This is a genomic window from Pseudomonadota bacterium, from assembly GCA_038533575.1.
Taxonomy (GTDB): Bacteria; Pseudomonadota; Alphaproteobacteria; order Rhodobacterales; family Rhodobacteraceae; genus Shimia_B.
Genome location: JBCAYL010000003.1, coordinates 25858 through 50738 on the forward strand (window position 1 = coordinate 25858; position 24881 = coordinate 50738).

The 24881-nt window shown below is 66.1% G+C and carries 28 protein-coding genes and 1 tRNA gene; 18 read left to right on the forward strand and 11 right to left on the reverse strand.

The features are described from left to right. Nucleotides 1–135 precede the first annotated feature (135 nt). The 3 genes from AAFM92_14070 to AAFM92_14080 are packed head-to-tail and all read left to right on the forward strand — an operon-like array spanning nt 136 to nt 4241. Nucleotides 136–1122: a glycosyltransferase family 2 protein gene (locus AAFM92_14070; GenBank protein ID MEL7301505.1), complete on the forward strand. Its 987-nt coding sequence runs from the start codon at nt 136–138 to the stop codon at nt 1120–1122. Further along, nucleotides 1119–2825: a beta-1,6-N-acetylglucosaminyltransferase gene (locus AAFM92_14075; protein MEL7301506.1), complete on the forward strand. Its 1707-nt coding sequence runs from the start codon at nt 1119–1121 to the stop codon at nt 2823–2825. The genes AAFM92_14070 and AAFM92_14075 overlap by 4 nt, the downstream gene beginning before the upstream one ends. A 3-nt stretch (nt 2826–2828) precedes the next feature. Further along, on the forward strand, nt 2829–4241 hold the full coding sequence (locus tag AAFM92_14080; GenBank protein MEL7301507.1) for a nodulation protein NodH: 1413 nt from the start codon (nt 2829–2831) through the stop codon (nt 4239–4241). A 26-nt stretch (nt 4242–4267) separates the two neighbouring features. Here AAFM92_14080 and AAFM92_14085 read toward each other — a convergent pair whose 3' ends face one another. From AAFM92_14085 to AAFM92_14115, 7 genes are all read right to left on the reverse strand, one after another. Continuing rightward, a complete protein-coding gene (locus tag AAFM92_14085; protein MEL7301508.1) occupies nt 4268–4732 on the reverse strand; it encodes a PTS sugar transporter subunit IIA in 465 nt (154 codons plus the stop codon). A 36-nt stretch (nt 4733–4768) separates the two neighbouring features. Next, nucleotides 4769–5347: a ribosome-associated translation inhibitor RaiA gene (gene raiA / locus AAFM92_14090; GenBank protein ID MEL7301509.1), complete on the reverse strand. Its 579-nt coding sequence runs from the start codon at nt 5345–5347 to the stop codon at nt 4769–4771. A 206-nt stretch (nt 5348–5553) separates the two neighbouring features. Beyond that, entirely contained in the window at nt 5554–6309 is a 756-nt protein-coding gene (gene lptB / locus AAFM92_14095) for an LPS export ABC transporter ATP-binding protein (GenBank protein ID MEL7301510.1), read from the reverse strand. Further along, on the reverse strand, nt 6302–6784 hold the full coding sequence (locus tag AAFM92_14100) for an LptA/OstA family protein (protein MEL7301511.1): 483 nt from the start codon (nt 6782–6784) through the stop codon (nt 6302–6304). Before AAFM92_14100 ends, lptB begins: the two co-directional genes overlap by 8 nt. Nucleotides 6785–6795: 11 nt before the next feature. Then, complete coding sequence (lptC, locus tag AAFM92_14105) at nt 6796–7401, reverse strand: LPS export ABC transporter periplasmic protein LptC (GenBank protein MEL7301512.1); 606 nt, start codon at nt 7399–7401, stop codon at nt 6796–6798. Continuing rightward, the gene (locus tag AAFM92_14110) at nt 7401–8357 is read right to left on the reverse strand and encodes a KpsF/GutQ family sugar-phosphate isomerase (protein ID MEL7301513.1); all 957 of its coding nucleotides are present in this window, start codon (nt 8355–8357) and stop codon (nt 7401–7403) included. Before AAFM92_14110 ends, lptC begins: the two co-directional genes overlap by 1 nt. Nucleotides 8358–8364: 7 nt before the next feature. Continuing rightward, entirely contained in the window at nt 8365–8979 is a 615-nt protein-coding gene (locus AAFM92_14115; protein MEL7301514.1) for a ribonuclease H-like domain-containing protein, read from the reverse strand. 79 nt (nt 8980–9058) lie between these two features. Between AAFM92_14115 and AAFM92_14120 the strand changes: the two genes are divergently transcribed. The 3 genes from AAFM92_14120 to AAFM92_14130 all read left to right on the forward strand — a co-directional run bounded on the left by AAFM92_14120 (nt 9059) and on the right by AAFM92_14130 (nt 11479). Beyond that, the gene (locus AAFM92_14120) at nt 9059–9478 is read left to right on the forward strand and encodes a CoA-binding protein (protein MEL7301515.1); all 420 of its coding nucleotides are present in this window, start codon (nt 9059–9061) and stop codon (nt 9476–9478) included. A gap of 174 nt (nt 9479–9652) precedes the next feature. After that, nucleotides 9653–10741 carry a class I SAM-dependent RNA methyltransferase gene (locus AAFM92_14125; GenBank protein ID MEL7301516.1) on the forward strand — a complete coding sequence of 363 codons (1089 nt, stop codon included), beginning with the start codon at nt 9653–9655 and terminating at the stop codon, nt 10739–10741. 9 nt (nt 10742–10750) lie between these two features. Then, complete coding sequence (locus AAFM92_14130; protein MEL7301517.1) at nt 10751–11479, forward strand: SDR family NAD(P)-dependent oxidoreductase; 729 nt, start codon at nt 10751–10753, stop codon at nt 11477–11479. A gap of 137 nt (nt 11480–11616) precedes the next feature. On the opposite strand, the gene AAFM92_14135 is transcribed toward AAFM92_14130, so the two are convergent. Continuing rightward, nucleotides 11617–11703, reverse strand: a tRNA-Leu gene (locus AAFM92_14135). Between the two features lie 117 nt (nt 11704–11820). Between AAFM92_14135 and AAFM92_14140 the strand changes: the two genes are divergently transcribed. Beyond that, nucleotides 11821–12714, forward strand: a complete 894-nt coding sequence (locus AAFM92_14140) for an NAD(P)H-binding protein (protein ID MEL7301518.1) — start codon at nt 11821–11823, stop codon at nt 12712–12714. Here AAFM92_14140 and AAFM92_14145 read toward each other — a convergent pair. Then, the gene (locus AAFM92_14145; protein MEL7301519.1) at nt 12707–13516 is read right to left on the reverse strand and encodes an undecaprenyl-diphosphate phosphatase; all 810 of its coding nucleotides are present in this window, start codon (nt 13514–13516) and stop codon (nt 12707–12709) included. The two genes, AAFM92_14140 and AAFM92_14145, sit on opposite strands and share 8 nt — an antisense overlap. A gap of 212 nt (nt 13517–13728) precedes the next feature. Here AAFM92_14145 and AAFM92_14150 point away from each other — a divergent pair, with 212 nt between their 5' ends. The 5 genes from AAFM92_14150 (at nt 13729) to AAFM92_14170 (ending at nt 18174) form a co-directional block, all read left to right on the forward strand. Continuing rightward, on the forward strand, nt 13729–14421 hold the full coding sequence (locus AAFM92_14150) for a hypothetical protein (GenBank protein ID MEL7301520.1): 693 nt from the start codon (nt 13729–13731) through the stop codon (nt 14419–14421). 179 nt (nt 14422–14600) lie between these two features. Next, nucleotides 14601–15317 (forward strand): monofunctional biosynthetic peptidoglycan transglycosylase, encoded by a 717-nt coding sequence (mtgA, locus tag AAFM92_14155; GenBank protein ID MEL7301521.1) that lies wholly within the window; start codon nt 14601–14603, stop codon nt 15315–15317. 68 nt (nt 15318–15385) lie between these two features. After that, nucleotides 15386–16051, forward strand: a complete 666-nt coding sequence (locus AAFM92_14160; protein ID MEL7301522.1) for a glutathione S-transferase family protein — start codon at nt 15386–15388, stop codon at nt 16049–16051. After that, nucleotides 16044–17099 (forward strand): tRNA epoxyqueuosine(34) reductase QueG, encoded by a 1056-nt coding sequence (queG, locus tag AAFM92_14165; GenBank protein MEL7301523.1) that lies wholly within the window; start codon nt 16044–16046, stop codon nt 17097–17099. The genes AAFM92_14160 and queG overlap by 8 nt, the downstream gene beginning before the upstream one ends. A 49-nt stretch (nt 17100–17148) precedes the next feature. After that, a complete protein-coding gene (locus AAFM92_14170) occupies nt 17149–18174 on the forward strand; it encodes a Hint domain-containing protein (GenBank protein ID MEL7301524.1) in 1026 nt (341 codons plus the stop codon). Nucleotides 18175–18190: 16 nt separating this feature from the next. Here AAFM92_14170 and AAFM92_14175 read toward each other — a convergent pair whose 3' ends face one another. Further along, nucleotides 18191–18991 (reverse strand): DUF4198 domain-containing protein, encoded by an 801-nt coding sequence (locus AAFM92_14175; GenBank protein MEL7301525.1) that lies wholly within the window; start codon nt 18989–18991, stop codon nt 18191–18193. Here AAFM92_14175 and AAFM92_14180 point away from each other — a divergent pair. Continuing rightward, on the forward strand, nt 18990–20180 hold the full coding sequence (locus AAFM92_14180; protein ID MEL7301526.1) for a HupE/UreJ family protein: 1191 nt from the start codon (nt 18990–18992) through the stop codon (nt 20178–20180). The two genes, AAFM92_14175 and AAFM92_14180, sit on opposite strands and share 2 nt — an antisense overlap. A gap of 52 nt (nt 20181–20232) precedes the next feature. After that, entirely contained in the window at nt 20233–21150 is a 918-nt protein-coding gene (locus AAFM92_14185; protein MEL7301527.1) for a DMT family transporter, read from the forward strand. 8 nt (nt 21151–21158) lie between these two features. Here AAFM92_14185 and AAFM92_14190 read toward each other — a convergent pair whose 3' ends face one another. Further along, nucleotides 21159–22028, reverse strand: coding sequence for a branched-chain amino acid aminotransferase (locus tag AAFM92_14190; protein ID MEL7301528.1), 870 nt, complete (start codon nt 22026–22028; stop codon nt 21159–21161). A 180-nt stretch (nt 22029–22208) separates the two neighbouring features. Here AAFM92_14190 and AAFM92_14195 point away from each other — a divergent pair, with 180 nt between their 5' ends. The 4 genes from AAFM92_14195 to AAFM92_14210 all read left to right on the forward strand — a co-directional run bounded on the left by AAFM92_14195 (nt 22209) and on the right by AAFM92_14210 (nt 24872). Next, a complete protein-coding gene (locus tag AAFM92_14195; GenBank protein ID MEL7301529.1) occupies nt 22209–22685 on the forward strand; it encodes a MarR family transcriptional regulator in 477 nt (158 codons plus the stop codon). Continuing rightward, complete coding sequence (locus AAFM92_14200; protein MEL7301530.1) at nt 22682–23395, forward strand: response regulator; 714 nt, start codon at nt 22682–22684, stop codon at nt 23393–23395. Before AAFM92_14195 ends, AAFM92_14200 begins: the two co-directional genes overlap by 4 nt. Before the next feature lie 315 nt (nt 23396–23710). Next, a complete protein-coding gene (locus AAFM92_14205; protein MEL7301531.1) occupies nt 23711–24640 on the forward strand; it encodes a histone deacetylase family protein in 930 nt (309 codons plus the stop codon). Continuing rightward, nucleotides 24633–24872, forward strand: a complete 240-nt coding sequence (locus AAFM92_14210) for an exodeoxyribonuclease VII small subunit (protein ID MEL7301532.1) — start codon at nt 24633–24635, stop codon at nt 24870–24872. The genes AAFM92_14205 and AAFM92_14210 overlap by 8 nt, the downstream gene beginning before the upstream one ends. Nucleotides 24873–24881 lie beyond the last annotated feature (9 nt).

A 24881-nucleotide genomic window follows, 5' to 3' on the forward strand; every position in this document is an offset into this window, starting at 1 on the left:
CTTGAGAAAGCCTTGCGAGAACAGGGCACCAGCGGCATGGGCAGCGGGCGAGGGTTAACCAATCCTTGGGCAAAACGGCCTACGGTCGCGCAGGAGGCAACGGGGTAACCTTTGGGCGTTTTGCAGACATACCGCATGCGTTTACGCCGCAAGCGTTACATCGTGCGAGGGCTGCGCAAGCGCCGCGAGCTGCGCTCCGTCGTCAACCGCACATCCGAGATCAAGCCGGACGATATCCTGCTCTTCTGTACGCAGCGGAACGAGAAGGTCCGCCTGCCCTACTTCCTGAAGTACTACCGCGATCTGGGCGTCGATCATTTCATCTTCGTCGACAATGACAGCTCGGACGGCTCCGCGCCCTATCTCGCCGCCCAGAGGGATGTCTCGCTGTGGCACACTGAGGCGAGTTACAAGCGCGCGCGCTACGGGGTGGACTGGCTCAATTACCTGATGCGCCAATACGCCCACGGGCATTGGTGCCTGACGGTGGATCCCGATGAATTCCTCGTCTACCCGTTTTGCGATACGCGGCCCCTCCCCGCGCTGACGGACTGGCTCGATGCCTCCGGACACCAGTCCATGGGCGCCATGCTCCTCGACATGTATCCCAAGGGACGTATGGACGCGCTGCCCTACCGCGAGGGTCAGAATCCGCTCGAGATCGCGAGCTGGTTTGACAGCGGGAATTACTCGATCTCCGAGAACCACACCTATCGCAATCTCTGGATTCAGGGCGGCCCCCGGGCGCGGAAATTCTTCCCCATGGACCCGCGGCGTGCGCCGGCGCTCAACAAGATCCCGCTGGTGAAGTGGCGGCGCTCCTATGTCTATGTCAGCTCGACCCACATGCTGCTGCCGCGCAAGCTCAACCGCGTGTTTGACCCGACGGGGGGCGAAAAGGCCTCGGGCGCGCTCCTCCACACGAAGTTTCTCGATACCTTCGCCGAGAAGGCAAGCGAGGAGCTGAAGCGCGGCCAGCACTATGCCCGCTCGTCGGAATACAAGGCCTATGCCGAGGGGATCGCGCAGGATCCGGACCTCTGGTGTAAATGGTCGGAGAAATACATCAACTGGCGCCAGCTCGAGATCCTCGGCCTCATGTCCAAGGGCAACTGGGCATGACCGCCTCGCTGGGCATCGTCATGCTCGTGCACAACGCGCTCAATCGCGCCGAGCAGGTGGCCCGGCACTGGGCGGCGGCGGGGTGCCCGGTTGTGATCCACGTGGACCGCAACGTGAAGAATGCCGTCAATGCTGCCTTCGTGAAGGCGCTGGCCGACGAGCCACTCGTGCAGTTTTCCTCCCGCCACCGCTGCGAATGGGGCACCTGGGGCATCGTGGCAGGCACGCAGGCCGCGGCGGAGCAGCTCCTCGCCGGGTTTCCGGACGTGCGCCATGTCTTTCTCGCCTCGGGCGCGTGCCTGCCGCTGCGCCCGGTGGACGAACTCATCGCCTATCTCGACGAGCGTCCGCGCACGGATTTCATCGAGAGCGCCACGACGGCGGATGTTCCCTGGACGGTGGGCGGCCTCGACGAGGAACGATTCACGCTGCATTTCCCATTCTCGTGGAAAAAGCAGCGCAAGCTTTTCGACCGCGCGGTGGAGCTCCAGCGCAAGCTCGGCATCAAGCGCAAGGTGCCGCCGGGGATCGTGCCTCACATGGGCTCGCAATGGTGGTGCCTGACGCGGCGTACGCTGAGCGCGATCCTGAGCTCTCCGGACCGCGCCTACCACGATGCCTATTTCTCCACCGTTTGGATCCCGGATGAGAGCTATTTTCAGACTCTGTGCCGCCTGTATTCGTCCGATGTGCAGAGCCGCTCCCTGACGCTGTCAAAGTTCGACCATCAGGGTAAACCGCACATCTTCTACGACGATCACCTGCAGCTTCTGCGGCGCTCGGATTGCTTTGTGGCGCGCAAGATCTGGCCGCGGGCCAACCTGCTCTACGACAGTTTCCTGACCGATGCAGCTCACGCGATGAAGAAGGCGGAGCCGGATCGTGGCAAGATCGACCGTGTCTTTTCCCGCGCCATCGACCTGCGCGTCCGCGGTCGGCCAGGGCTCTACATGCAGTCACGCTTCCCGCGGAAGCAGTGGGACAATTGCACGACGGCGGCGCCCTACACCGTCTTCGAGGGGTTCACCGATATCTTCGAGGATTGGGAGGAGTGGCTTTCCAAGAATACAGGCGCGCGGGTGCACGGGCACCTCTTCGCCGAGAACTGGGTGCAATTCTCCGGCCGTGAAAAGAGCTTTGCCGGTGCGCTCTATGACAGCGCCGAGGCACGGGATTACAACCCGCGTTCCTTCCTCACCAACCTGATCTGGAACACGCGGGGCGAGCACCAGTGCTTCCAGTTCGGCCCGTGGGACAGCCAATTCATCCATTGGGACCTCGCAAAAGACCCCAACGCCCGGATCTACGTCATCACTGGCTCCTGGGCGTTGCAGCATTTCCGTTCCAACGCGGATTTCATCGATATCCGGCGCGATGCGGCCTGGCGGCAGAAGATCGAGGCGGACCACCTCTACGCGCTCAAGAGCGAATGGGCCGCCGCCAAGGTCAAGGTGCTGACCATGACCGAATTCATCGAAAGTCCCATGGAGCACCTCCAGAACATCATCGATGACCTCGCCGGCGAAGGGGCGCGGCGCCTTACGGAAGCGCCCCGGATGCACAATCTCAAGGGCTTCGGGAAATTCCTCCAGACGCTGAAGAACGAGGGGATGCATCCATACCTGATGGGCGATTACCCGATCAACGACATGCCCGAGCGTCCGCGGCAGCGCGCGCGGCGGCCCTATCTCGTCAAGAAGTGAGCCATGGCGCAGTTTGATACCTTCGTGCTCTTTGCCGAGATGCGCACGGGCTCGAACCTGCTGGAAGCCAATCTCAATCTCTATCCCGATCTCGCCTGTCTCGGAGAGGTCTTCAATCCGGTTTTTCTCGCTTATCCGGGCACGGAAGAGCTATTGGGCTTTGACCAGGCCGCGCGCGACGCGGACCCGCGCGCGCTCCTTGCCGCGATCAAGGCGGAGCCCGGGGTGCAGGGCTTTCGCTACTTCCATGACCACCATCCCGGCGTGCTCGACGCGGTTCTCGAAGATCGCCAATGCGCCAAGATCATCCTCACCCGAAACCCGGTGGATAGCTACGTCAGCTGGAAGATCGCCCAAGCCACGGGACAGTGGAAGCTCACCAACGCCACCAACAAGCGTGCCGCCAAGGCGCAGTTCGATGCGGCCGAGTTCGAAACGCATCTCGACGCCTTGCAGGCCTTTCAGCTCAAGGTCATGGGCGCGCTGCAAAAGACGGGGCAAACAGCCTTCTACCTCGCCTACGAGGACTTGCAGGACATCGATGTGATGAACGGGCTCGCGGCCTATCTCGGCTCTGACACGGCGCTCGACGGCCTTTCTAAGAAGCTCAAGAAGCAAAACCCTGCGCCGCTCGCCGACAAGGTGGAGAACTTCTCGGAGATGGAAGCGGCGCTGGCCCGGCTTGACCGCTTCGACCTCTCACGCACGCCCTATTTCGAGCCGCGCCGTGGCCCGGCGATTCCGGGTTGGGCGGCGGCGGCGGATGCCCCTCTTCTTTTCATGCCGATCCGTTCGGGGCCGGCGCCCGCGATAAAGGCGTGGCTTGCGCGGTTTGGCGCGGGCGGGCTCGTGGAGGATTTCAGCCAAAAGAAGCTCAGGCAATGGAAGCGCGGGCATGCCGGGCATCGCAGCTTCACGGTCGTGCGCCACCCGCTGGCGCGCGCCTACCAGGCCTTCGAGGACCACATCCTCGGGACCGGCAAGGGCAGCTTCCCTGCGATCAGAGAGACGCTCATGCGGGTCTACAAGGTGCCCATCCTGGCCGAGGGCCCGGACGAGGACTGGACGGCGGAGGCACAGCGTGCGGCGTTCGAGGCGTACCTGGGCTTCGTGAAGATGAACCTCGATGGCCAGACAGCCGTGCGGGTGGATGCAAGCTGGGCCACGCAGGCGCAGACGATCCAGGGCTTTTCCGAGTTCCTTGCGCCAGACATGATCCTGCGGGAGCCCAACCTCGGCACGGAGCTCGCGATGCTGTGCGAGCTTGTGGGTGAGGAGCCGCCGGAGCTGCCGGCTACGGCCGGGACCCACACGATCCCCCTCGCAGAGATCTACGACGACCGCCTCGAGGCGCGCGCGCGGGATGTCTATCAGCGGGATTACCTGACCTTCGGCTTCGCAGACTGGCAGCCGTAAGGCGCTGGGCCAGCGGGTGGCCGGTGCTAGGCGGCGGCGATGGCCGGGGCCTGCGCAAGAATGCCGTGGAGCGCCGCCGCGTTGCGATTGGAGCGCAGCTTTTCACAGACGCTCTCATTGCGCAGCGTGCGCGCCACCAGTGCGAGGGCCTTCAGATGCTCTGCACCTGCTTCCTCGGGCGCAAAGAGGCAAAAGACGAGGTCCACCGGTTGCTTGTCCACCGCCTCGAAGCTCAGGGGCTTGTCGAGGCGGATGAAGACGCCGAGCACGCTGTCGATCCCGCTCACACGGGCATGGGGGAGCGCGACGCCGTGGCCCACGCCCGTCGGGCCCAGGTTCTCGCGCTCCATGAGCGCTTCCACGGCTGACGGGAGCGACACGCCATAGGCATCGATCGCGAGGTCCACGGCGTCGTGGAACAAGCGCTTCTTCGACGTCACTTGCCCCAACACCTTCACGGCCTCGGGCTTGAGGATGCTCAACAAATCCATGTCCTTGCGGCTCTTCTGCTCCGGCTTTCGGCGATATCAGCCCGTCTGCGTGGGGTCGATCCAGCCGATATTGCCATCGTCGCGGCGGTAGACGACGTTTGTCCGCCCCGCGGTCTCATTCTTGAATACCAATACGGGCGAGCCCGCGAGTTCCATTTGCATGACGGCCTCGCCTACGGAGAGGGCCGGTATTTGCGTTTCTGTCTCCGCGACGATGATGGGCTGCAGGCTTTCGGGCTCCGCTCCCTCTCCCTCGTCGGTTGAGCTGGCGAGGATATACGAGGCTCCGCCAGAGAGTTCAACGGGGGTTGCACGCTCTTTGTGATGGTCCTTGAGGCGCCGTTTGTAGCGCCGGAGCTGCTTGTCCATTTTCTCAAGTGCCGCCTCGAAAGAGGCATAGATATCAACGGCCTGACCGCGCGCTTGCACCGTCAGACCAGTGGAAAGATGGACCACTGCCTCGCAGGCGTGTTCATGGGCTGACTTCGAAAAGACCACCGTGGCGTCCGTCGGTCGACCCGCATACTTGCCCAGTGTCGCGCTGAGCTCGCTCTCCACATGGGTTTGAAGTGCCGAACCGATATCGATCTGTTTGCCGGTGATCTGGTAGCGCATGGGGCCTCTCTTTCATCGTCGCACGTCTCCACAGGGCGGGACATACCGCCGGGGGAAGCTAGCGTAGGGGAGTGAGCGTGGTCCCGGGCCCAATGCCACGCGCAGTCCGGGTGGGCTGCGATGTGGTGGGGCGTCCTAGGGTGCCTTGCATACCTTTAATGTGGGGATCAGGGGGGCGGTCTGTCAATCCAAAGAGTGTTAATGGCTCAGAAACGGAAGTTCTGGCCGAGATAGACGCGGCGGACATTTTCGTCTTCCACGATCTCCTTGGTGGTGCCGGACATGAGCACCTTGCCGTCGTGCAGAATGTAGGCGCGGTCCACGATGCCGAGCGTTTCCTGGACGTTGTGGTCGGTGATGAGGACGCCGAGGCCCCGACTCTTGAGCGCGTTCACGAGGCCGCGGATCTCGCCCACCGCGATGGGATCGACGCCCGCGAACGGCTCGTCGAGGAGAAGGTACTTGGGATTGGCCGCGAGGCAGCGGGCGATCTCCACCCGGCGCCGTTCACCGCCCGAAAGCGCGAGGGCCGGCGCGCGGCGAAGATGCTCGATGGAGAATTCGGCGAGAAGCTCTTCCAGACGGCGGTCCCGCGTCTTGCGCTTGGGTTCTGCGATCTCGAGGATCGCCATGATATTGTCTTCCACGTTGAGCCCGCGAAAGATCGACATTTCCTGCGGCAGGTAGCCGATCCCCTGGGCCGCGCGGCGGTACATGGGCAGCGCGCTGACATCACGCCCATCGACGGAGACCTGCCCGGCTTCCGCGTCCACCAGGCCTGCGATGGCGTAAAAGCAGGTCGTCTTGCCGGAGCCGTTGGGCCCGAGCAGCGCCACAACTTCGCCCCGCGCGAGGGAAAGGCTCACATCGCGAATGACGAGCTTCTTGCGATAGCTCTTGCGTAGGTTGCGGACAACAAGGCCTGACTGGCCCTCGGTGATGCTGAGCTCGGGCTTATTCATCGGCATCATTGGGCTGCAAGACGGTGCGGACACGGCCCTCCAGAAGCGCTGTGCCGCTGGAAAGGTCCACCCGCATACGCTCGGCGGAGACGGCGCTGCGGCCCTGGCTCAGGAGAACGTCGCCGGTGAGCAGCATCTCGTCCGCGCTCAGCGTGTAGAGCGCGGTCGTGGCTTCCACCTCCTCCTCAGGGGTGACGACGATGACACCTCCTTCGGCGAGAATGGTGTCGATTCCGCCCGCCTCCGTGTAGGTGACCGTCACTTGCGGCGCCGAGAGGCGGAGGTCGCCCTGGCCGATGGTCACGGCGCCGGTGAGGAGGGCCCTGCCGTCTTCCTGATCGATCGACATGCTGTCGGCGGCGATCTCGATGGCCTCGTCGGCATCCTGGTCAAAGCCCGCGAAGGCGACCTGCAAGCCTTGCGCGAAAGCGCCCGAGGCCACGCAAATCACAGCAATCGTCACCCAAGCCCGCATGGCACCACCTCTCAATTCTCGGCCTGATATAGCAGCCGCACCGCGCCTTGGAAAACGATCCGGTGCGGCGCGTCGGCGGATGGGCGCGTCATCTCCATCCGGTCCGCCGTCACCCGGCCGAAGGGCGCGTCAGCTTCCACCGGCCCGTGGGTGGTGAGATCCGCCGTGCCAAGGTCCACGTCGAGGCCCGCGGTTTCCACGCGCATCCCGTCGGAGGTCTCGAGCACGGTGTCACCCTCAAGGCGGGCGCGCCCGATCTCGTTGTCGATTTCGGCCGTCAGCGCCCGCGCCGTGAGCACGACATGGTCGGCCGTCTCTAGCCGCGCGTCCATCGTCTCCAGCGTGAAGCGGTCGCGGCCGGTCAGGTCCGGTATGACGGAGGTCCCGGTGAGCGTGATCGCCGTGCCGTCTTCCGTGACGCCCGCGAAATAGGGCGAACTGACCCGCTGCTCTTCGGCGAGGCGCTCCACGTCGAGCTCGGCATAGGGGATCGATTGCGTGGGATCGACCTCTCCGGAGAAGAAGAACAGCGTGGACAGAAGCCCGAGCGCGCCGAGGGGCAGGAGGACGCGGAGCGCACTGACCATACGGGTATAGCCATCGTTCCGCCGCGCCATCAGCCGAGCCCGATCCTGAGGCAGTCATGGATATGGATGAGGCCCACCGGGCGCTCTGCTTCGGTCACGAAGAGGCAGGTGATCTTGCGCTCGTTCATCTGTGCGAGTGCCTCTTCGGCGAGCGCATCGGCCCGGATGCTTCGCGGTGCGTGCGTCATGACTTCGCCGGCGGTTTTTTCGAGGAGGCCGTCGAGATGCCTGCGCAGATCACCGTCGGTGACGATGCCCTCCAGCGCGCCGTCCTCGGCGGCTACGCCCACGACGCCGAAGCCCTTCTGCGAGATCGTGAGAAGCGCCTCGCCCATGGGCGTATCCGCCGCGATCAAGGGCAGGGCCTCCCCTGTATGCATGAGGTCGCCCACGCGGGCGAGACGTGCGCCGAGTTTGCCGCCGGGGTGGAACTCGCGGAAGTTGGCGGGCGTGAATTGCCGGTGCTCCATGAGCGCGACGGCGAGCGCGTCGCCCAGCGCGAGCGTCATGGTCGTCGTCGAGGTCGGCACATGGCCCGTCCCGCAGGCTTCCTCCACTTTGGGCAGCACTAGAGCCACATCCGCCTGCCTGAGCAGCGAGGAGGCCGGATTCGACGCCACCCCGATGAGCGGGATCGAAAAGCGGCGGGTATAGGCGACGACATCCACGAGCTCCGGCGTCTCCCCGCTATTGGACAGCACAAGCGCCACGTCGCCCTGCGCCATCATGCCGAGGTCGCCGTGGGAGGCCTCCGCAGGATGCACGAACTGCGCGGGCGTGCCGGTGGAGGCGAAGGTCGCCGCGATCTTGCGCGCGATGTGGCCCGATTTGCCCATGCCGCAGACGATGACGCGGCCCCTGGCGCCCAGCAGCGTTTCCACCGCCGCGCCGAAGCTCTCATCGATCCCGTTGGCCAGAGCGCCTAGCGCAGCGCCTTCGATCCGGATCACGCGACGGGCGGTTTCGAGGAACTCTTCTCGGGTCATCGGGGCCTCAGGAATGGGCGAAGATATCGGTGTCTGGCCAGCCCATGAGATCGAGCTTCGCACGCATGGGCAGGAAGTCGAAACAGGCCTCTGCCACCTGCATCCGCCCCTCGCGCTCCAGCCGCTCGTTGAGCTTCTCGCGGAGTTGGTGGAGGTAGAGGACATCGGAGGCCGCATAGGCCTGCTGCGCGTCGGTGAGCTCCGTCGCGCCCCAATCGCTCATCTGCTGCTGTTTCGAGACGTCGACATCGATGAGCTCGGACGTGAGGTTCTTGAGGCCGTGGCGGTCCGTGTAGGTCCGCACGAGGCGGCTGGCGATCTTGGTGCAGTAGACTGGCGCGGCCAGCGCGCCGAAGGCGTTGTACATCGCGGCGATGTCGAAGCGCCCGAAGTGAAAGAGCTTGAGCACCGTGGGATCTCGCAAAAGCGCGGCGAGGTTGGGCGCGTCTGTCTGACCCTTTTCCACCTGCACGAGGTGCGCGGTACCATCCCCCGACGACAGCTGCACAACGCAGAGCCTGTCACGGTGCGGGTTGAGCCCCATCGTCTCGCAATCGATGGCCACCATGGGCCCGAGGTCGAGCCCGTCGGGCAGGTCGCGCTTGTGGAGGGTGATCGTCATGGTTCGCCTCATCTAGGGTCGGCGCTGCATCTACGCCACCGCCCTTCCTGTCAAGGCGCGGGGCCGGTAGGCTCCGGCCATGACGCCGAACCCTCCCGACGCCGAGATTGCCCGCATCCTGACGGGTGTGACGCGCATCGCGCTGGTGGGGGCGTCGGACAATCCGGCACGGGCCTCCCATGGCGTGGGCACGTTCCTTGCCCGCCGCGGCGCTCGAGTCGTGCCCGTCAATCCCGCTTTGGTGGGCCAATCCCTTTTTGGCGTACCGGCCGTGGCCACCCTGGCGGAGGCCGGTCCCGTGGAGATGGTCGACGTCTTTCGCCGCTCAGATGCCGTGCCCGGGGTCGTAGATGAGGCACTGGGCCTCGTGGGGCTCGAGGTGATCTGGCTTCAGCTCGGCGTCGTTCACGAAGAGGCGGCGGCCCGGGCGCGGGCGCGCGGAATCACGGTCGTGCAGGATAGATGCCCAAAGATCGAGGTGGCGCGACTAGGTCTCTAGCCAGCGGGGCGCGGCGCGCCGGCGCGGACGGCGCCCCCAGACGCAGCCCAAGACGAAGCGCAGTGGATCGAGGGGTGTCATCGGTCTTTTCTCCAGTATCGCCGACCACCTATCGCAGGATCATATCCGTTTTGTGACATTCCCCTGGCCGGGGCGCCGGGGTATGCGGGCTTCATGGCGGACCCCCTCGATATCTTTCTCGTCTGCGTGCCGGGCCTCGAGGACGCGCTGCTCGACGAGGCCCTCGCGCTTGGCTTTGGGCCGGCGTCCCGGGTCCATGGCGGGGTGTCGCTGAAGGGCGGCTTGGAGGATGTCTGGCGCGCCAATCTCTGGCTCCGCGGGGCCACGCGGGTCCTTGTCCGGCTCGGCAGCTTCCCGGCGCGGACGCTGGCGGATCTCGAACATCAGGGCGCGCGCTTCCCTTGGCACGCGCACCTCGCGGCGCGCGAGCCCGTGCGGCTCGACGTCACCTGCCGGAAGTCGAAGATCGCCCATGCGGGCGCGGCGGCGGCCAAGCTCGAGCGCGCGCTGCGGGTGGCGCAGATCCCGGTCATCGCGAAGGCCCCGGTGACCCTGAAGATCCGGATCGAGCGAGATTTATGCCATGTTAGTGTCGATTCATCTGGCGAGAGCCTGCACAAGCGCGGCCACAAGGCGGCCGTTGGAAAGGCGCCGCTGCGCGAAACCATGGCCGCGCTCATCCTGCGTCGCGCGGGCCATGCGCCGGGGGAGCCGGTCGTGGACCCGTTCTGCGGCTCGGGCACGCTGCCGCTCGAGGCGGCTGATTTGGCCTCTGGCCGCGCGCCGGGTCGGGATCGCGGGTTTGCCTTCGAGCGTCTACCCTCCTTCAACGCCGCCGCCTACCGGTTGCTCCCGCGCGTGGGCGAGGCGGTAGAGCCCCGCTGCTTCGGCTATGACCGGGATGCGGGCGCGGTGCGCAACGCGCGGGCCAATGCAAAGCGCGCTGGACTGAGCTGCACTTTCGCCGAGCAACCGGTGGGCGCGCTCAGCCCGCCCACGGATGCGCCCGGGCTCGTCATTTGCAACCCGCCCTATGGCATCCGCATCGGGGAGGTGCAGGCGCTCCATGGCCTCTACGCCACGCTGGGCGCGCGCCTGCGGGACTTCGCGGGATGGCGGGTGGCGATCCTGACAAGCGAGGCGAGGCTTGCGCAGGCCACTGGCCTCGACTTCGCGCCTGAGGGCCCGCCCATCGCCCATGGCGGATTGAAAGTCTGGCTCTTTCAGGCTGGGCCGCTCTAGGGTGCGGTCATGACACGAGACCAAGACGTCGCCGTCGTGACCGGCGGAGCCCAGGGGATCGGCCTCGCCTGCGCGCGGGCTCTGCAGGCACGGGGTTCCCGCGTGGCGCTCTGGGATCACGACGCCGCGGCGCTCGCCGCTGTCGACCTACCGGATGCGCATCTTTCGGAGGCCGATGTGACCGACCCCGCCACGCTGCACGCTGCGCTGGTGGCGACGGAGGCCGCGCTCGGACCGGTGACCCAGGTGGTGAATTCAGCCGGGATCGCCGGGCCCAACGCGGCGGTGGAGGATTATCCGCCCGAAGCCTGGGCCGAGATCATGGAGGTGAACCTCACGGGCTCCTTCAACCTGCTCCAATGCGTGCTGCCGGGCATGAAGCAGCGCGATTATGGCCGCGTCGTGCTCATCGCCTCGGTCGCCGGCAAGGAGGGCAACCCGATGGCTTCCGCCTACTCCGCGTCGAAGGCCGGGGTGATCGCGCTCACGAAATCAGCGGGCAAGGAATGCGCCAAGCACGACATCGCGGTGAACTGCGTGACCCCCGCCGCGGCAAAGACGCGGATCTTTGACCAGATGAGCGAGGCCCATATCGCGTACATGCTCTCCAAGATCCCGCGGGAGCGCTTTCTGGGCGTGGAGGAGGCAGCGGCCATGGTGGCGTTTCTCTGCAATGCGGAGAACAGCTTTGCGACCGGGGCTGTCTTCGACCTCTCGGGCGGACGCGCGACGTACTGACCTTCGTTCCGCGCGCTGCCGGTGGCCAGGGTCTTGCGGCGCCTCGCGCGTCTGCCTCCGGCGGCCCTCCGGGGGAGGTACGAGGCACAAAGATGCCGGGCGCCCTCTCGCTTAATCGGTGAATCTGAGAAGGGAAATGGTGCCCAGAAGAGGACTCGAACCTCCACGTCCATACGGACACCAGCACCTGAAGCTGGCGCGTCTACCAATTCCGCCATCTGGGCACGGGTTGGTCGACAGGCATCTACGGAGAAGCCGCGGAGCTGTCAACGTGGGTTTCGCGGGCTCCTGTGGCGCGCGGGCGCATTGGGGCTACGTCCTGCCGCGCAAAGGAGACGATCATGGCCAAACTCGTGACAATCATCGGTGGCTCGGGCTTCGTGGGGCGCGCGATCGCGCGTGCTGCTGTGGGGGCTGGCTGGGCCGTGCGGGTGGCGGTGAGACATCCCGAAAACGCCGCCGACATGGAGGCCGAGGCCGTGGCCTGCGATATCCGGAAGGACGCCGACGTGGCCGCGGCGCTCGTGGGGGCGGCGGCGGTGGTGAATTGCGTGGGTATTCTCGCCGAGGGCGGTGGCGCCTCTTTCGAGGCGCTGCAGGCCGAGGGCGCCGCGCGGGTGGCGCGCTGCGCTGCCGCGGGCGACGTGGAGCACATGGTGCAGGTCTCGGCCATCGGGGCGGATGCCGCCTCGGCTTCGGCCTATGCGCGCACGAAGGCCGCGGGCGAGGCAGGCGTGCTCGAGCAGATGCCCGGCGCCATGATCCTGCGTCCGTCCATTGTCTTCGGGCCGGGCGATAGCTTCTTCAATCGCTTCGCGGATATGTCGAAGATCTCGCCCTTCGTCCCCGTCGTGGGCGCGGGAACGCGGTTCCAGCCTGTCTTCGTGGGCGACGTGGCCCGAGCCGTGGTGGCGGGGCTCGGAGGCAAGGGCGGCACCTATGAAGTGGGCGGGCCCGATGTGGAGACGTTCCAGGAGCTCATGACGCGGATGCTCGAGGTGCTGGGACGCACCCGCCTCGTGCTGCCGCTTCCGGTTCCTCTGGGGAAGATGATGGGGCTCGGCTTCGAGACGCTGAGCGCGCTCTCCGGCGGGCGCATCGCGCCGCAGATCACCCGTGACCAGGTAAAGAACCTCGCCAATGATAACGTCGTGTCGGGGGCTTACCCCGGGTTTGACGACCTGGGCATCACCCCCACGCCCATGGCGGAGATCCTGCCCACCTACCTCAGGTGATCACGCCGCCGTAGACAAGGGCGAGGAGCACGGTGCCGAGGATCATGCGGTAGATCACGTAGGGCAGGAAGCTCACCGAACGCAGGAGGCGCATCATGAGGGAAAGGGCGACGAGGGCTGCGAGGAAACTGAGGCTGACCACGATCGCCACCTCGCCCCAGGGCACGCGGCCAGCAAAGCCGTCGGTGGCCGCGAGGACGCCCGAGCCCAGGATCGTGGGGATCGACATGAGCATGGCGATGCGCGTCCCGTCTTCGCGAGTGTAGCCTAGCGCCAGGGCGCCGGTGATCGTGATCCCGGATCGCGACGTGCCCGGAATGAGCGACAGCGCCTGCCAAAGGCCCAGCGCGCCTGCATCTCTGAGGCTGAGATTTCGCTGGGTTTTTACCTGTTTCGCGCCGCGATCGGCGATGTAGAGCGCGATGCCGAAGGCGAGCGTGGCCCAGGCGATCACTTCCACGGAGCGGAGCGCGTCTGCGATCCCCGTCGCCTTGAAAACGAGGCCCGCGATGACGACGGGAACGGTGGCGATGAGCAGGCAGAGCGCGAGCCAGGCGCCCTGGCTGTCGACCTTGCCGCGCGCCAGTCGCAGGGCGCCGAGCGCCGCCGCGCGCACCTCCGACCAGAAGAAGATCACGACAGCGAAGAGGGTGCCCACATGGGCAGCCACGTCGATCAGCAGACCCTGATCTTCCAGCCCGGTCAGGAGCGGCAGCAGCACGAGATGGCCCGAGGAGGAGATCGGCAAGAACTCCGTCACCCCTTGGATCAGGGACACGAGAACGAGGTGGAAGAGTGGCATGAAGGGCTCCGGCGGTCGCCCCGTTACCTACTGGCGACATGCCGCCACGGGAAGCAAAAAGCACGGGCACAGAGCGTACTCATCTCGTACAGATAGGGGGCAGACGCGCGGGCACATGATGCGGCGGGTGGAAGGCCAATTGCGGGCCCGCCCCGCGCCCTTGGGGCGCAGGGCAAAAGAGACGACAAAGATACCGGAGAGAGACCGACCACATGACGATGCCCACTGCGCCGGTGCAGGCGCTGATGATCCTCGCCGCGTCGGCCCCTGCCCTTGCAGCCGAGGAGGCGGCGGAGCGCTTCCCTCTCCCCGAAGGCTGCAAGGCCTTCGTGACAGTGCAGTACAAGCTCTGCACCGTCTCGCACTACTACACCTGCACGGGCGATCCTGAGGGATACCAGCATCGCGTGGACCTCGATGACGAGGGGCCGTACTTCGTCAGCACGATCGACGCCGAGACCCAGTGGATCGAAAGCCGTGACCTGCGCGCGGGCATTCTCGACCGTCTGCGGGACGGAGCGAGAGACCCGGCTAGCTTCACCGAACTCACCCGCACCGGGCGTGACGACTTCGACTTTACCACGGGCTCGGATGTGGGGGAGGTCATCCGCTACCGCGGGACCGACAGCCTCACCGGGGAGACCGTCATCATCGACGACGTACCGCTCCTGCGCACCGAGACCTTCGCGCGCGCCACGCGGGAGGACGGGAGCCTCGTCTACGAAAGCCGGGGCAACGAATACGTCCATCTCGATTGGCGGCTCTTCCTCGGCGGTCAATCCGTGACGCGGACCCCGGAGCGGACCTTCCAAGACGACGATGCGCCGGTGTCGTTCCACTTCCCGGGGGAGGCGGGCTTTCTCGCGTGGGAGCCAGCATTCAATTGCGACGCGCTCTTGCTGTGATCGCTTGCGGCCTGCGAGGGCGATGGCCCGGAGCGACCTTCCGGGCCGCACCTCTTTGATGTGACATGCGCGCTTCGCGGGGCTTGGCGCTGTGGGCTCTCTGCGATGGTGCCGGTGCGATCGGGCGACCAGTGGCAACTGGCGATTGAGTGCGCGGCGGGGCCGTGCCATGGGAAGCCATGGCAGCGCGCAAGGGAAAACGGGCGAAGGTACGGGCGCGGGAGCCGTTTTTCCGGCAACTCCGGCGCAGGCTTCTCCGTTACGGGCTGATCCTCTTCGCGGTCATCCTCCTCGTGATCGCCTCCGGACGCGTGATCAACCCGCCCAAGACGCCCTACATGATCTCGGAGGCCCGGCGGCTCGGCGGGGTGGATTACACTTGGGTCCCGCTGGCCGAGGTGGCGCCCATTATGGGGCAGTCCGCCGTGGCCGCGGAAGACGCGAATTTCTGCCTGCACTGGGGGCTCGACACCACCGCGATCCGGCAGGCGCTCGATGAGGGCGCGCTGCGCGGGGGCTCCACGATCTCGCAGCAGGTGGTGAAGAACGTCTTTCTCTGGCACGGGCGCTCCTATGCGCGGAAGGCGCTGGAGGCGTTGATTACGCCGCTGGTGGAGCTGACATGGACGAAGGAACGAATCCTCGAGGTCTACCTCAACATCGCGGAATTCGATGAAGGTGTCTTTGGCGTGGACGCAGCAGCGCGGCACTATTTCGGCGTGGGCCCTCAGGAGCTCAGCCGGGCGCAGGCGGCGCGCCTCGCGGCGATCCTGCCCGACCCCAAAGGGCGCTCGCCGGTGCGGCCCTCCGACTTCGTGGATCGGCGGGCTCGGCAAATCCTCGCCGGGGCCGACACGATCGCTGCCGATGGGCGCGCGGCCTGTTTCGAGAGCTGACGGGCGGGCTTGATGCGGATGAGCGGCTGGGGCATGGACGGGCGGTGTCTTCCCGAGAGTAGTTTTCGATGACCACGCTTTATCACGCGCCCCTTTCTCCGTTTTGCCGCAAGGTGCGGCTCTCGTTGGCCGAGAAGAAGATCGAGGTCACCCTCGTCGAAGAGCGCTACTGGGAGCAGAGTGGCGATTTCATGCGGCGCAACCCCGCGGGCAAGGTGCCGGTGCTGCGCCACGAGGGGCGGGTCATGAGCGAGAGCACGGCGATCTGCGAATACATCGAGGAGGCCTATCCCGCGCCGCCACTCCTGCCGCAATCGAAGGATGCGCGCTTCGAGGTGCGGCGTCTCGTGGCGTGGTTCGATGACAAGTTCCACCGGGAGGTGACGTCGAATCTGCTCTACGAGCGGGTGAACAAGAAGATCACCGGGCAAGGCTACCCCGACAGCTCCAACGTCAAGGCAGGCTCGAAGGCGATCAAGTATCACCTCGATTACATGGCCTGGCTCCTCGACCAGCGGCGCTGGCTGGCGGGCGACGTGATGACGCTCGCAGATTTCGCCGCGGCTGCCCATCTGAGCGCGCTGGACTATATCAGTGATGTCGATTGGAACCGGTCGGAAGGGGTGAAGGATTGGTACGCCAAGATCAAATCGCGCCCGGCCTTCCGCTCGATCCTCGCGGATGTGGTGCCGGGTTTCCCGCCGCCACGGCACTATGCGGACCTTGATTTCTGATACTGCGACGCTGCGCACGAGGCTCGACGCCGAGGCGCGGGAGGCAGGCTTCAGCGCCTGCCGGGTGACGCACCCGGGCGCCATAACCCACGTGCCCGCGCGGCTCGGCGCCTGGCTCGAGGCCGGGCATCACGGAACCATGGGCTGGATGGAGGACCGCGCGGCCTGGCGCGGGGATCCACGGGTGCTCTGGCCGGAATGCCGCTCCGTGATCATGCTCGCCGAGGCCTATACGCCCGATGAAGACGCGCTCGCGGGGCTGGCGCGGCCGGAAACAGGCAATATCAGTGTCTATGCACGCGGAAAAGACTACCATGACACGGTCAAGAAGCGGCTCAAGCGGCTGGCGCGCTGGCTGGTGGCGGCCTCGGGCGCAGAGGTGAAGGTCTTCGTGGACACCGCGCCCGTGGCCGAGAAGCCGCTGGCGGAGGCCGCGGGGCTCGGCTGGCAGGGCAAGCATACCAACCTCGTGGGTCGCGAGCTCGGCAGCTGGTTTTTTCTTGGGTCGATCTTCACGACGGTGCAGTTCGACCCTGATTCAGCTGAAATTGACCATTGCGGGCGCTGCACGCGCTGCCTCGAGGCCTGCCCGACGGACGCCTTCCCAGCGCCTTACGCGCTCGATGCGCGGCGCTGCATCTCCTATCTCACGATCGAGCATAAGGGCCCCGTGCCCGAGGAGCTCCGCGCCAAGATGGGCAACCGCATCTATGGCTGCGACGATTGCCTGGCGGTGTGCCCGTGGAACAAGTTCGCCGCCGAGGCTCGCGAGATCCGTTATGCCGCACGGGAAGGGATGCTCTTTCCCGACCTCGCGGAACTCGCCGCGCTCGATGATGCGGGCTTCCGGGCGCGATTTTCCGGCTCGCCCATCAAACGGATCGGGCGGGACCGGTTCGTGCGTAACGTGCTCTATGCCATCGGTAACAGTGGGTCGCCGCGCCTGCGGGTCGCGGCCGAGGCGCTGGTGGATGATCCCGCGCCCGTCGTTGCCGACGCCGCGCGCTGGGCCGTCTCGCGCCTAGCTTCCCCTACGTCAGATGCCTAACATTCGTCCCAATCGGCCTCTACATCGGTCTGGATAACAGGGGCCGAGCATGCCGGATTATACGATATATGTCCTCGACGAAGGGGATCTCACGGTGTCGCTGCCCAATGGGCTCGACGGCCAGACCCAGGGCGATGGGAGTCACATGGACGGCCAGACCCTGACCATCAACACGCCGAACTGGATCCCCATCGAGGTCACCGATGACGATCCGAACTTCGCCGATAATGACAGCTCCCAGCGCCTCGACGGCGCGCAGGCGCTCGGCAATGTCACCTTCCCCGACGGGTCGCGCGTGGAAGCGGAATTCGCCTTCGAGGCGGAGTACTTGGGCGAGACCTGGACGCTCATTGCCTTCAACATCCGCGAGGCCAACAGCCCTTATAATAACTCCTACGGCTCCATCGAAGGGATCGCAGTGGTGGGCGGCCCCGGAGGCTTTCCGCCGCCCAACGTCCCGCTCCAGCTGTCGCGCGGGACGGAAGGGCCGAGCTTTGCCTCCGAAGATTACGTGACGCCCATCTGCTTCGGTGCGGGCAGCCCGATCCTGACGCCCGGCGGCTATCGCCCGGTGGAGACCCTCCGACCCGGAGATCTCGTGGAGACGCTCGATGACGGCCCGCAGCCCATCTGCTGGACCGGCGCACGCGCTGTCTTCGGCATCGGGCCCTTCGCGCCGGTAGAGATCGCGACGGGGGCGCTGGGTAATACCGCGCCCGTGCGTCTTTCCCAGCAGCATCGCGTGATGGTGAGCGGGCCCGAGGCGGAGCTTTTCTTCGGCCGGGCTGATGTGCTCGTGGCCGCGCGGCAGCTCGTCGGGCGCCCCGGCATCCGCCTCGCGCCGGGGCAGCGCATGCGCTATCACCACCTGCTGCTGCCGCGTCACGGGGTGCTCGATTGCGCGGGCCTCGCGGCAGAGAGCTTTCTGCCATCCGCCTTCGGGCTTTCGCAGCTGACCGAGACCGCGCGTGCCGATCTCGCGCCGGTACTGGCGCGGCTCGGGCCGGACGCGACGGTGGCCGCGCGGCCGGTGCTGCGATCCTACGAGGCCGCGATGCTCAGCCGCGCCGCCTGAGGCCTATCCCACCGCATCAGCGCGCGGGGACGGCAAAGGTCAGGTTGGCCCACATGGAATGCCAGGCGACCTCGCCCGTCCGCTCCTCGAGCACCACGGCATCGACCATGTATTCATGGCCCGGGCGGATCGGGATCGCGGCGCGCCCGTTGGCATTGGTGCGGCGGATATCGACACTGACCTCGCCTGACGGCGCACGGCTATACGTCTCCACCTGGGCATTGGCGCGCGGCTGGCCGTAGAGCAACACCTGCACCGGCATGGTGTCCACCGCGTCGGTATAGGGGTTGGCGAGCGCCACGATCTCGGTGTCGAGGCCCACGGGACGGTCGCTGCCCGCGCCCCCGCCCACGGCGATGAGCGACTTGGCGTAGCGACGGTAGGTCTCCACGAAGCCCTCCCGCGGGAGGCCGCGCGCATCGTGCCGAGCGAGCGCGCCGTCGAATGCCTTGTGCTCGACGAAGTTCACGAATTTCTGCCATTCCTGGTAGGTCAGGCGGCTGTCACGGGTCTCGTAGATGACGACAGCGAGCCCCTCGCCGGGCACGCTGCGATCGAGCACAGGGCGGTCTCCCAGCGTCGCCTCGGGGTCGATGCGGCGCTCTCCCATGAGCACTTCGAAGCGTTCGACATTGCGCGTGAAATAGGGGGAGGCATTTCCCTTGAAGCTTTCTCCCGTCCTGATATCCGCTTCGAGGGCTCGGCCCACGCTCACTTCATAGGCGCGGGGCGAGAGCCAGAATTCGTGGGCCGAGGCCGCCGTTGCAAGGATGGCGGCAGCAAGGCCCGCGGCCAGGGCGGAAGAGAGAAGACGCATGATCACTCCTACAAAGATGGCCCCACGTGCCGCGCGGCTTGTCGCGATGTCAATGCTCGTGCTCATCACCTTGGTGTGGGGCGCGGGGCTCCGCGCGCACGAGACCGCGCCCGCCATCGCCAATGTGAGCGTATCGCCGGAGCGCATGGAGATGGAGATCGCGGTCAATGCCGAAGCGCTTCTCGCTGGCGTCGATCTTGGCACCTACACCGATACCAATGACGCGCCCGAGGCGGCCGCCTACGACGCGCTGCGCGCGCTGTCCGACGCAGAACTCGCGGCGGAGATCGAGGCGGCCGGGCCAGGCATGCTGTCGCTGGCGCTCGAGGGCGCAGGGGCGCTCAGCCTCGACGGGGTGACCGTCGTGGCACCGGCCTCCGACGCGGTGGCGCGCGAGACAGTGCTTTCGCTATCGGCGCCCATGGAGGGGGAGGCTGTCTCCCTCGGCTGGCCCGCGGAGAACGGGGTCCTCGTGGTGCGGCAATCCCGCGACGGGCAGACCTTTGCAGAGCTCGTGGATTCCGGGGGCATGTCCGCGCCACTCCCGGCCACAGGCGTGGTGGAGGAGACGGCGGGCGAGGCTTTCTGGCGCTTTCTCGTCGCGGGCTTCGAGCACATCATCCCGCTCGGCATCGATCACATCCTATTCGTGCTCGGGCTCTTCTTTTTCGCGCTGAAATGGTCGCCAATCCTTTGGCAGGTGACGGCCTTCACTGTGGCGCACACGGTGACGCTGGCGCTGGCGACGTTGGGGATCATCACGATCCCCGATGACTGGATGTGGCTTGTCGAGGCCTTCATCGCGCTTTCGATCACCTGGGTGGCCGTGGAGAACATCCTGCAGCCGCGCATGGGCTGGCTCAGGCCGGCGGTGGTCTTCGCCTTCGGGCTGCTGCACGGGCTTGGGTTTGCCAGCGTCCTGAGTGATTTCGGGCTGTCACAGGGTCAATTCGTGGTTTCGCTCATTGCGTTCAATGTGGGCGTGGAGATCGGGCAGCTGGCGGTGATCCTCGGCGCGTTCCTCGTGATCATGCTGGGGCTCTGGGCGGCCCGGATCGGGCGCCTCGATGACCCGGAGGAGGCCATGGTGCGCGACCTGCCAGAGATGTACCGCGCCAATGCCATCGTGGGCTCGCTCATCATCGGGGCCATCGGGTTCTACTGGTTCATCGAGCGGGCGTTCTTGTGAGGCCGGGCGGGGCGCCCCGCTTCAACGTCCCGGCGGGGTGTCCCGGGTGAGGGTGGTCCTGACAGGCCCTGCCCGGGGTGCAGCGCTCATCTCTGCTGCGATGCTCGTCTTCACGGTCATGTCGGGCTTCATCAAGGCCGCGGAGGTCCCCGCTGGACAGGCCGTCTTTTTCCGCTCTGTTTTCGCGATGCCTGTGATCTTCGTCTGGCTTTGGCACAGCGGGCATCTGGGCGACGGCCTCCGCACGGTCCGCTGGCAGAGCCACGCGCTGCGCGGGGTCGTGGGGACCACCGCCATGGGGCTTGGCTTTGCCGGGCTCCTTTACCTGCCGCTGCCGGAGGTTACGGCGATCCGCTTTGCCACGCCGATCATCCTCGTGGTGCTGGCCGCCCTGATGCTGGGTGAGCGGTTCCGGTTCTTCCGGTTGGGGGCGGTGCTTCTCGGGCTCGTGGGGGTGATGATCATCATCTGGCCGCGGCTCGGCGGCGGTCTCGGCGACGCCGCGACGCTGGGCGCGCTCCTCACGCTGGGGTCCGCGGCGCTGGCGGCCCTCGCACAGGTCTTCGTGAAAGGCATGGCCGGGCGGGAGAGCACATCGGCCATCGTGTTCTACTTCTCGCTCACCGCCGCGATCCTCGGGCTCCTCACGCTGCCCTTCGGATGGGTCTGGCCCACGGGCGCGCAGGCGGCCTACCTCGTGGCGGCTGGGCTCATCGGCGGCGTGGGGCAGATCTTTCTGACCGCAAGCTACCGCTTCGCCGACGCTGGCGCGCTGGCACCCTTCACTTACACGTCGATGGTCTGGTCGATCCTCGTAGGCTGGCTCTGGTTCGCGGAAATCCCCACCGCGCAGATGCTGCTCGGCGCGGTCATCGTCATCGCAGCGGGCGCGATCATCGTGTGGCGCGAGCGGCAGCTCGGGCGGGACGAGACTGCGCGGAGGAAGGTCCGCGCGAAGGGGCTGCAGTGAGCTAGGGCCTATGCCCGCACAAGCGTCTCGTAGCTTTCGGCCACGTCGCGGGTCAGGGCGCCCACTTCGAAGTTGTAGTCCCCGATCTTGGCCACGGGAGTGACTTCCGCGGCGGTGCCGGTGACCCAGCATTGCTCGAAGCTTTCGAGCTCCTCGGGCATGATGTAGCGCTCGTGGACCTTGATCTGCTTGTCGCGGAGCATGCCGATGACGCGCTGGCGGGTGATGCCGTTGAGGAAGCAGTCCGGGTCCGGAGTGTGGACCTCGCCGTCCTTCACGAAGAATATGTTGGCGCCTGTGCACTCGGCCACGTAGCCGCGGTAATCCATGAAGAGTGCATCCGAGCAGCCCTTCGCCTCGGCGGCGTGTTTGGATGTCGTGCAGATCATGTAGAGACCCGCCGCTTTGGCATGGACCGGGATCGTCTCGGGGCTCGGGCGCTTCCACTTGGCGATGTCGAGCTTTGCGCCCTTCATCTTGGCGTCGCCGTAGTAGCTGCCCCATTCCCAGGCCGCGATGGCGAGGTAGACGGGATTGCGCGCGGAGGCGACACCCATGTCCTCGCCCGCGCCGCGCCAGGCGATGGCGCGAACATAAGCATCCGAGAGGCCGTTGACCTCGAGCACCTGCGCCTTGGCCGCCTCGATCTCGTCCACTGTGTAGGGGATCTGGAAATCGAGCTCGCCGGCGGAGAAATGCAGCCGCTCGGAATGGCGGCGGCTCTCGAAGATCTTTCCGCCATAGGCGCGCTCCCCCTCGAAGACCGAGGAGGCGTAGTGCATGGCATGGGTGAGCACGTGGACATTGGCATCGCGCGACTCCACCATCTTGCCGTTCATCCAGATCTTGCCGTCGCGATCGTCGTAGGCGCCCACCATCGAAGCCTCCAATTTTTGCATTTCTTTCGCAAATAGTCCCGTTTCGGACATATTCTTGCGCAAAATTACGAGTCGGAGCTATCAATCGCGCCTTGGAATGTCAACAAGGCTGACGTATTATTGCGGCGAAATGAGGCGAAAGGCAAACCCGTGGACGACCAAGCGGGCCTGACACCCGACATGACCGAAGACACCCATCCTCGCGAACTGCGCCGCGGGATCGAGGCGATGTTCTTTGCGTATCGCGGTTTCACCAAGGACCCCGATCGCATCCTGCATGAGCGCGGCTATGGCCGGGCCCATCACCGCGCGCTGCATTTCATCGACCGCAGCCCCGGGACCACCGTTAACAATTTGCTCGCCATCCTCGGCGTGACCAAGCAATCGCTCAACCGCGTGCTCCGGGCGCTCATCGATGAGGGTCTCGTCGAAAGCCGGGTGGGCGAGAAGGACAAGCGCGAGCGGCATCTCTGGCTGACGCCCGCGGGCGCGGCGCTCCAGCAGGCGCTAAACGAGGTACAGTCGGCGCGGGTCCGGCAGGCTTTCGCCAGCGCGGGGCCGGAGGCTGTCGCGGGCTTCCAGGCGGTGCTGGAGGAGATGATGGATGCCGATCTGCTGCACCATTTCCGCCGGCTCTCGGACGAGGCGGGCGACTGATGGAGCTCGATCCGCATCTCCTGATCGTTGATGACGACGAGCGCATCCGGAAGCTCCTGCAGAAATACCTCATGCGGCACGGCTTCCTCGTGAGCGCGGCGCGGGATGCCGCGCACGCCCGGCGTGTCCTTTCGGGGCTCGATTTTGATCTCATCGTGCTCGACGTGATGATGCCGGGGGAAGACGGCATGACGCTCTGCGCCGTGTTGCGCGAGGAGCGCGAGACGCCCATCTTGCTGCTCACCGCGAAATCCGAGAGCGGGGACAAGATCAAGGGCCTCGAGGCCGGGGCGGATGACTACCTCACGAAGCCCTTCGAGCCCCAGGAGCTCCTGCTGCGGATCAACGCGATCCTGCGCCGGATGCCCAAGGAGGAGGGCGGGCCCACGGTGCCGAAGGTCCTGCATCTCGGGACGCTGCGCTACGACGTTGAGAAGTCGGAGATGTGGCAGGGCGATGCGCGGATCCGGCTCACTTCAACCGAGGTGCAACTCATGCGCATCTTTTCCGCGCGCCCGGGCGAGGCGATTTCGCGCGGGGAACTCGTGGAAGAGCTCGGCCGTGCCAGCCAGTCGTCCACCGGCAACAGTCAGGAACGGGCGGTGGATGTCCAGATCACTCGGCTGCGCCGGAAGGTAGAGGCCGACCCCAAGCAACCCCGCTACCTGCAGACGGTGCGCGGGGCGGGGTACATGCTCCAGCCGGACTAGGCCGCGTTTTCCGAGAGCGGGCCCACCGTTCGCGGCCCCACTCGGACCGATGGCGTTTGGCCGCTCACCCCCGCTGCGCTGACGCTTGCACCATCGGTGGCCTTGCTACGCTCGGGGGCGCTAGCCGAGCATGAAGCTCTCCGTGGGAAATCCCCTCAGGTTGATATGATTGTTTGCCTCCGGCGGGCGTATGAAGGGAAAGATGATGGGCAGGCCTGTGTCTCCGGGGGTCATCCTGGGCTGGGCTTTTGCGCGCGAGGTTGATTTGGTCGCTTTCGCCGGGGACCGTCCCCCGGGCATGTAGGGGAGAGCGATGTGGCCACGGCTTTGATTACCCATGAAGAGTGCCTGGGGCACGTGACGCCGCCCGGCCACCCCGAGCAGGTGGCGCGGCTCGATGCGGTGCTCGGCGCGCTCCAAGGGATGGACCTCACGCGGGTTTCCGCGCCCTACGCGGCGGAGGACGATCTTCTCCGGGTGCATCCGACCTCCCACTTGGCCGCTATCCGGCGGGCCGCACCGGCGGAGGGCTGGGTGTCGCTCGATGCCGATACGCACATGTCGGCCGGCACGCTCGCGGCGGCACTCCGCGGGGCAGGCGGAGCAGTGAAGGCGGTGGACATGGTGATGGCGGGCGAGGTGGCGAATGCCTTCGTCGCCACGCGACCACCGGGGCACCATGCGGAGCGAGAGATCGCCATGGGCTTCTGCTTCTTCGGCAACGTGGCGATCGCTGCCAAGCACGCGCTCGATCATCACGGGCTCTCCCGCGTGGCGATCGTTGATTTCGACGTCCATCACGGGAACGGCACGCAGGACCTCGTGGAGGAAAACCCGCGCATCTTCTTCGCCTCCACCCATCAGATGCCGCTCTATCCCGGGTCGGGGTACCCAGAGGAAACGGGCGCGGATGACAACGTGCTCAACATCCCGCTCGCCGATGGCGCGGGGTCGGACACGTTTCGCGACGTGATGGAGGCCCATGTCCTGCCTGCCGTGGCGGCGCACCGGCCCGAGCTTCTCCTTGTCTCCGCGGGCTTTGACGCCCATGCACGGGACCCGTTGGCGGGGATGCTGCTCACAGAGGAGGATTTCGCTTGGGTGACCGGGCGGCTCTGCGATCTGGCCGCCGAGCACTGCGGCGGCAAGGTGGTGTCCTGCCTCGAAGGCGGCTATGACCTCGAAGCGCTGGCGGCATCGGCCGCGGCTCATGTGGGTGTCCTGAAGGAGAGAGGCGATGGCTGAAAACGTGAGCGAGATGAGTTTCGAGGACGCCATGGCGGAGCTCGAATCCGTCGTGGGCCAGCTCGAGCGCGGCGACGTGGCCCTCGAGCAATCCATCGCGCTCTACGAGCGCGGCGCGGCCCTCAAGGCCCATTGTGAGGCCAAGCTGAAGGCCGCCGAGGAAAAGGTCGCGGCGATCCAGCTCGACGGTGACGGGCAGCCCAAGGGGCTGAAGCCGGTCGAGGGACTTTAGTGTTCCAAG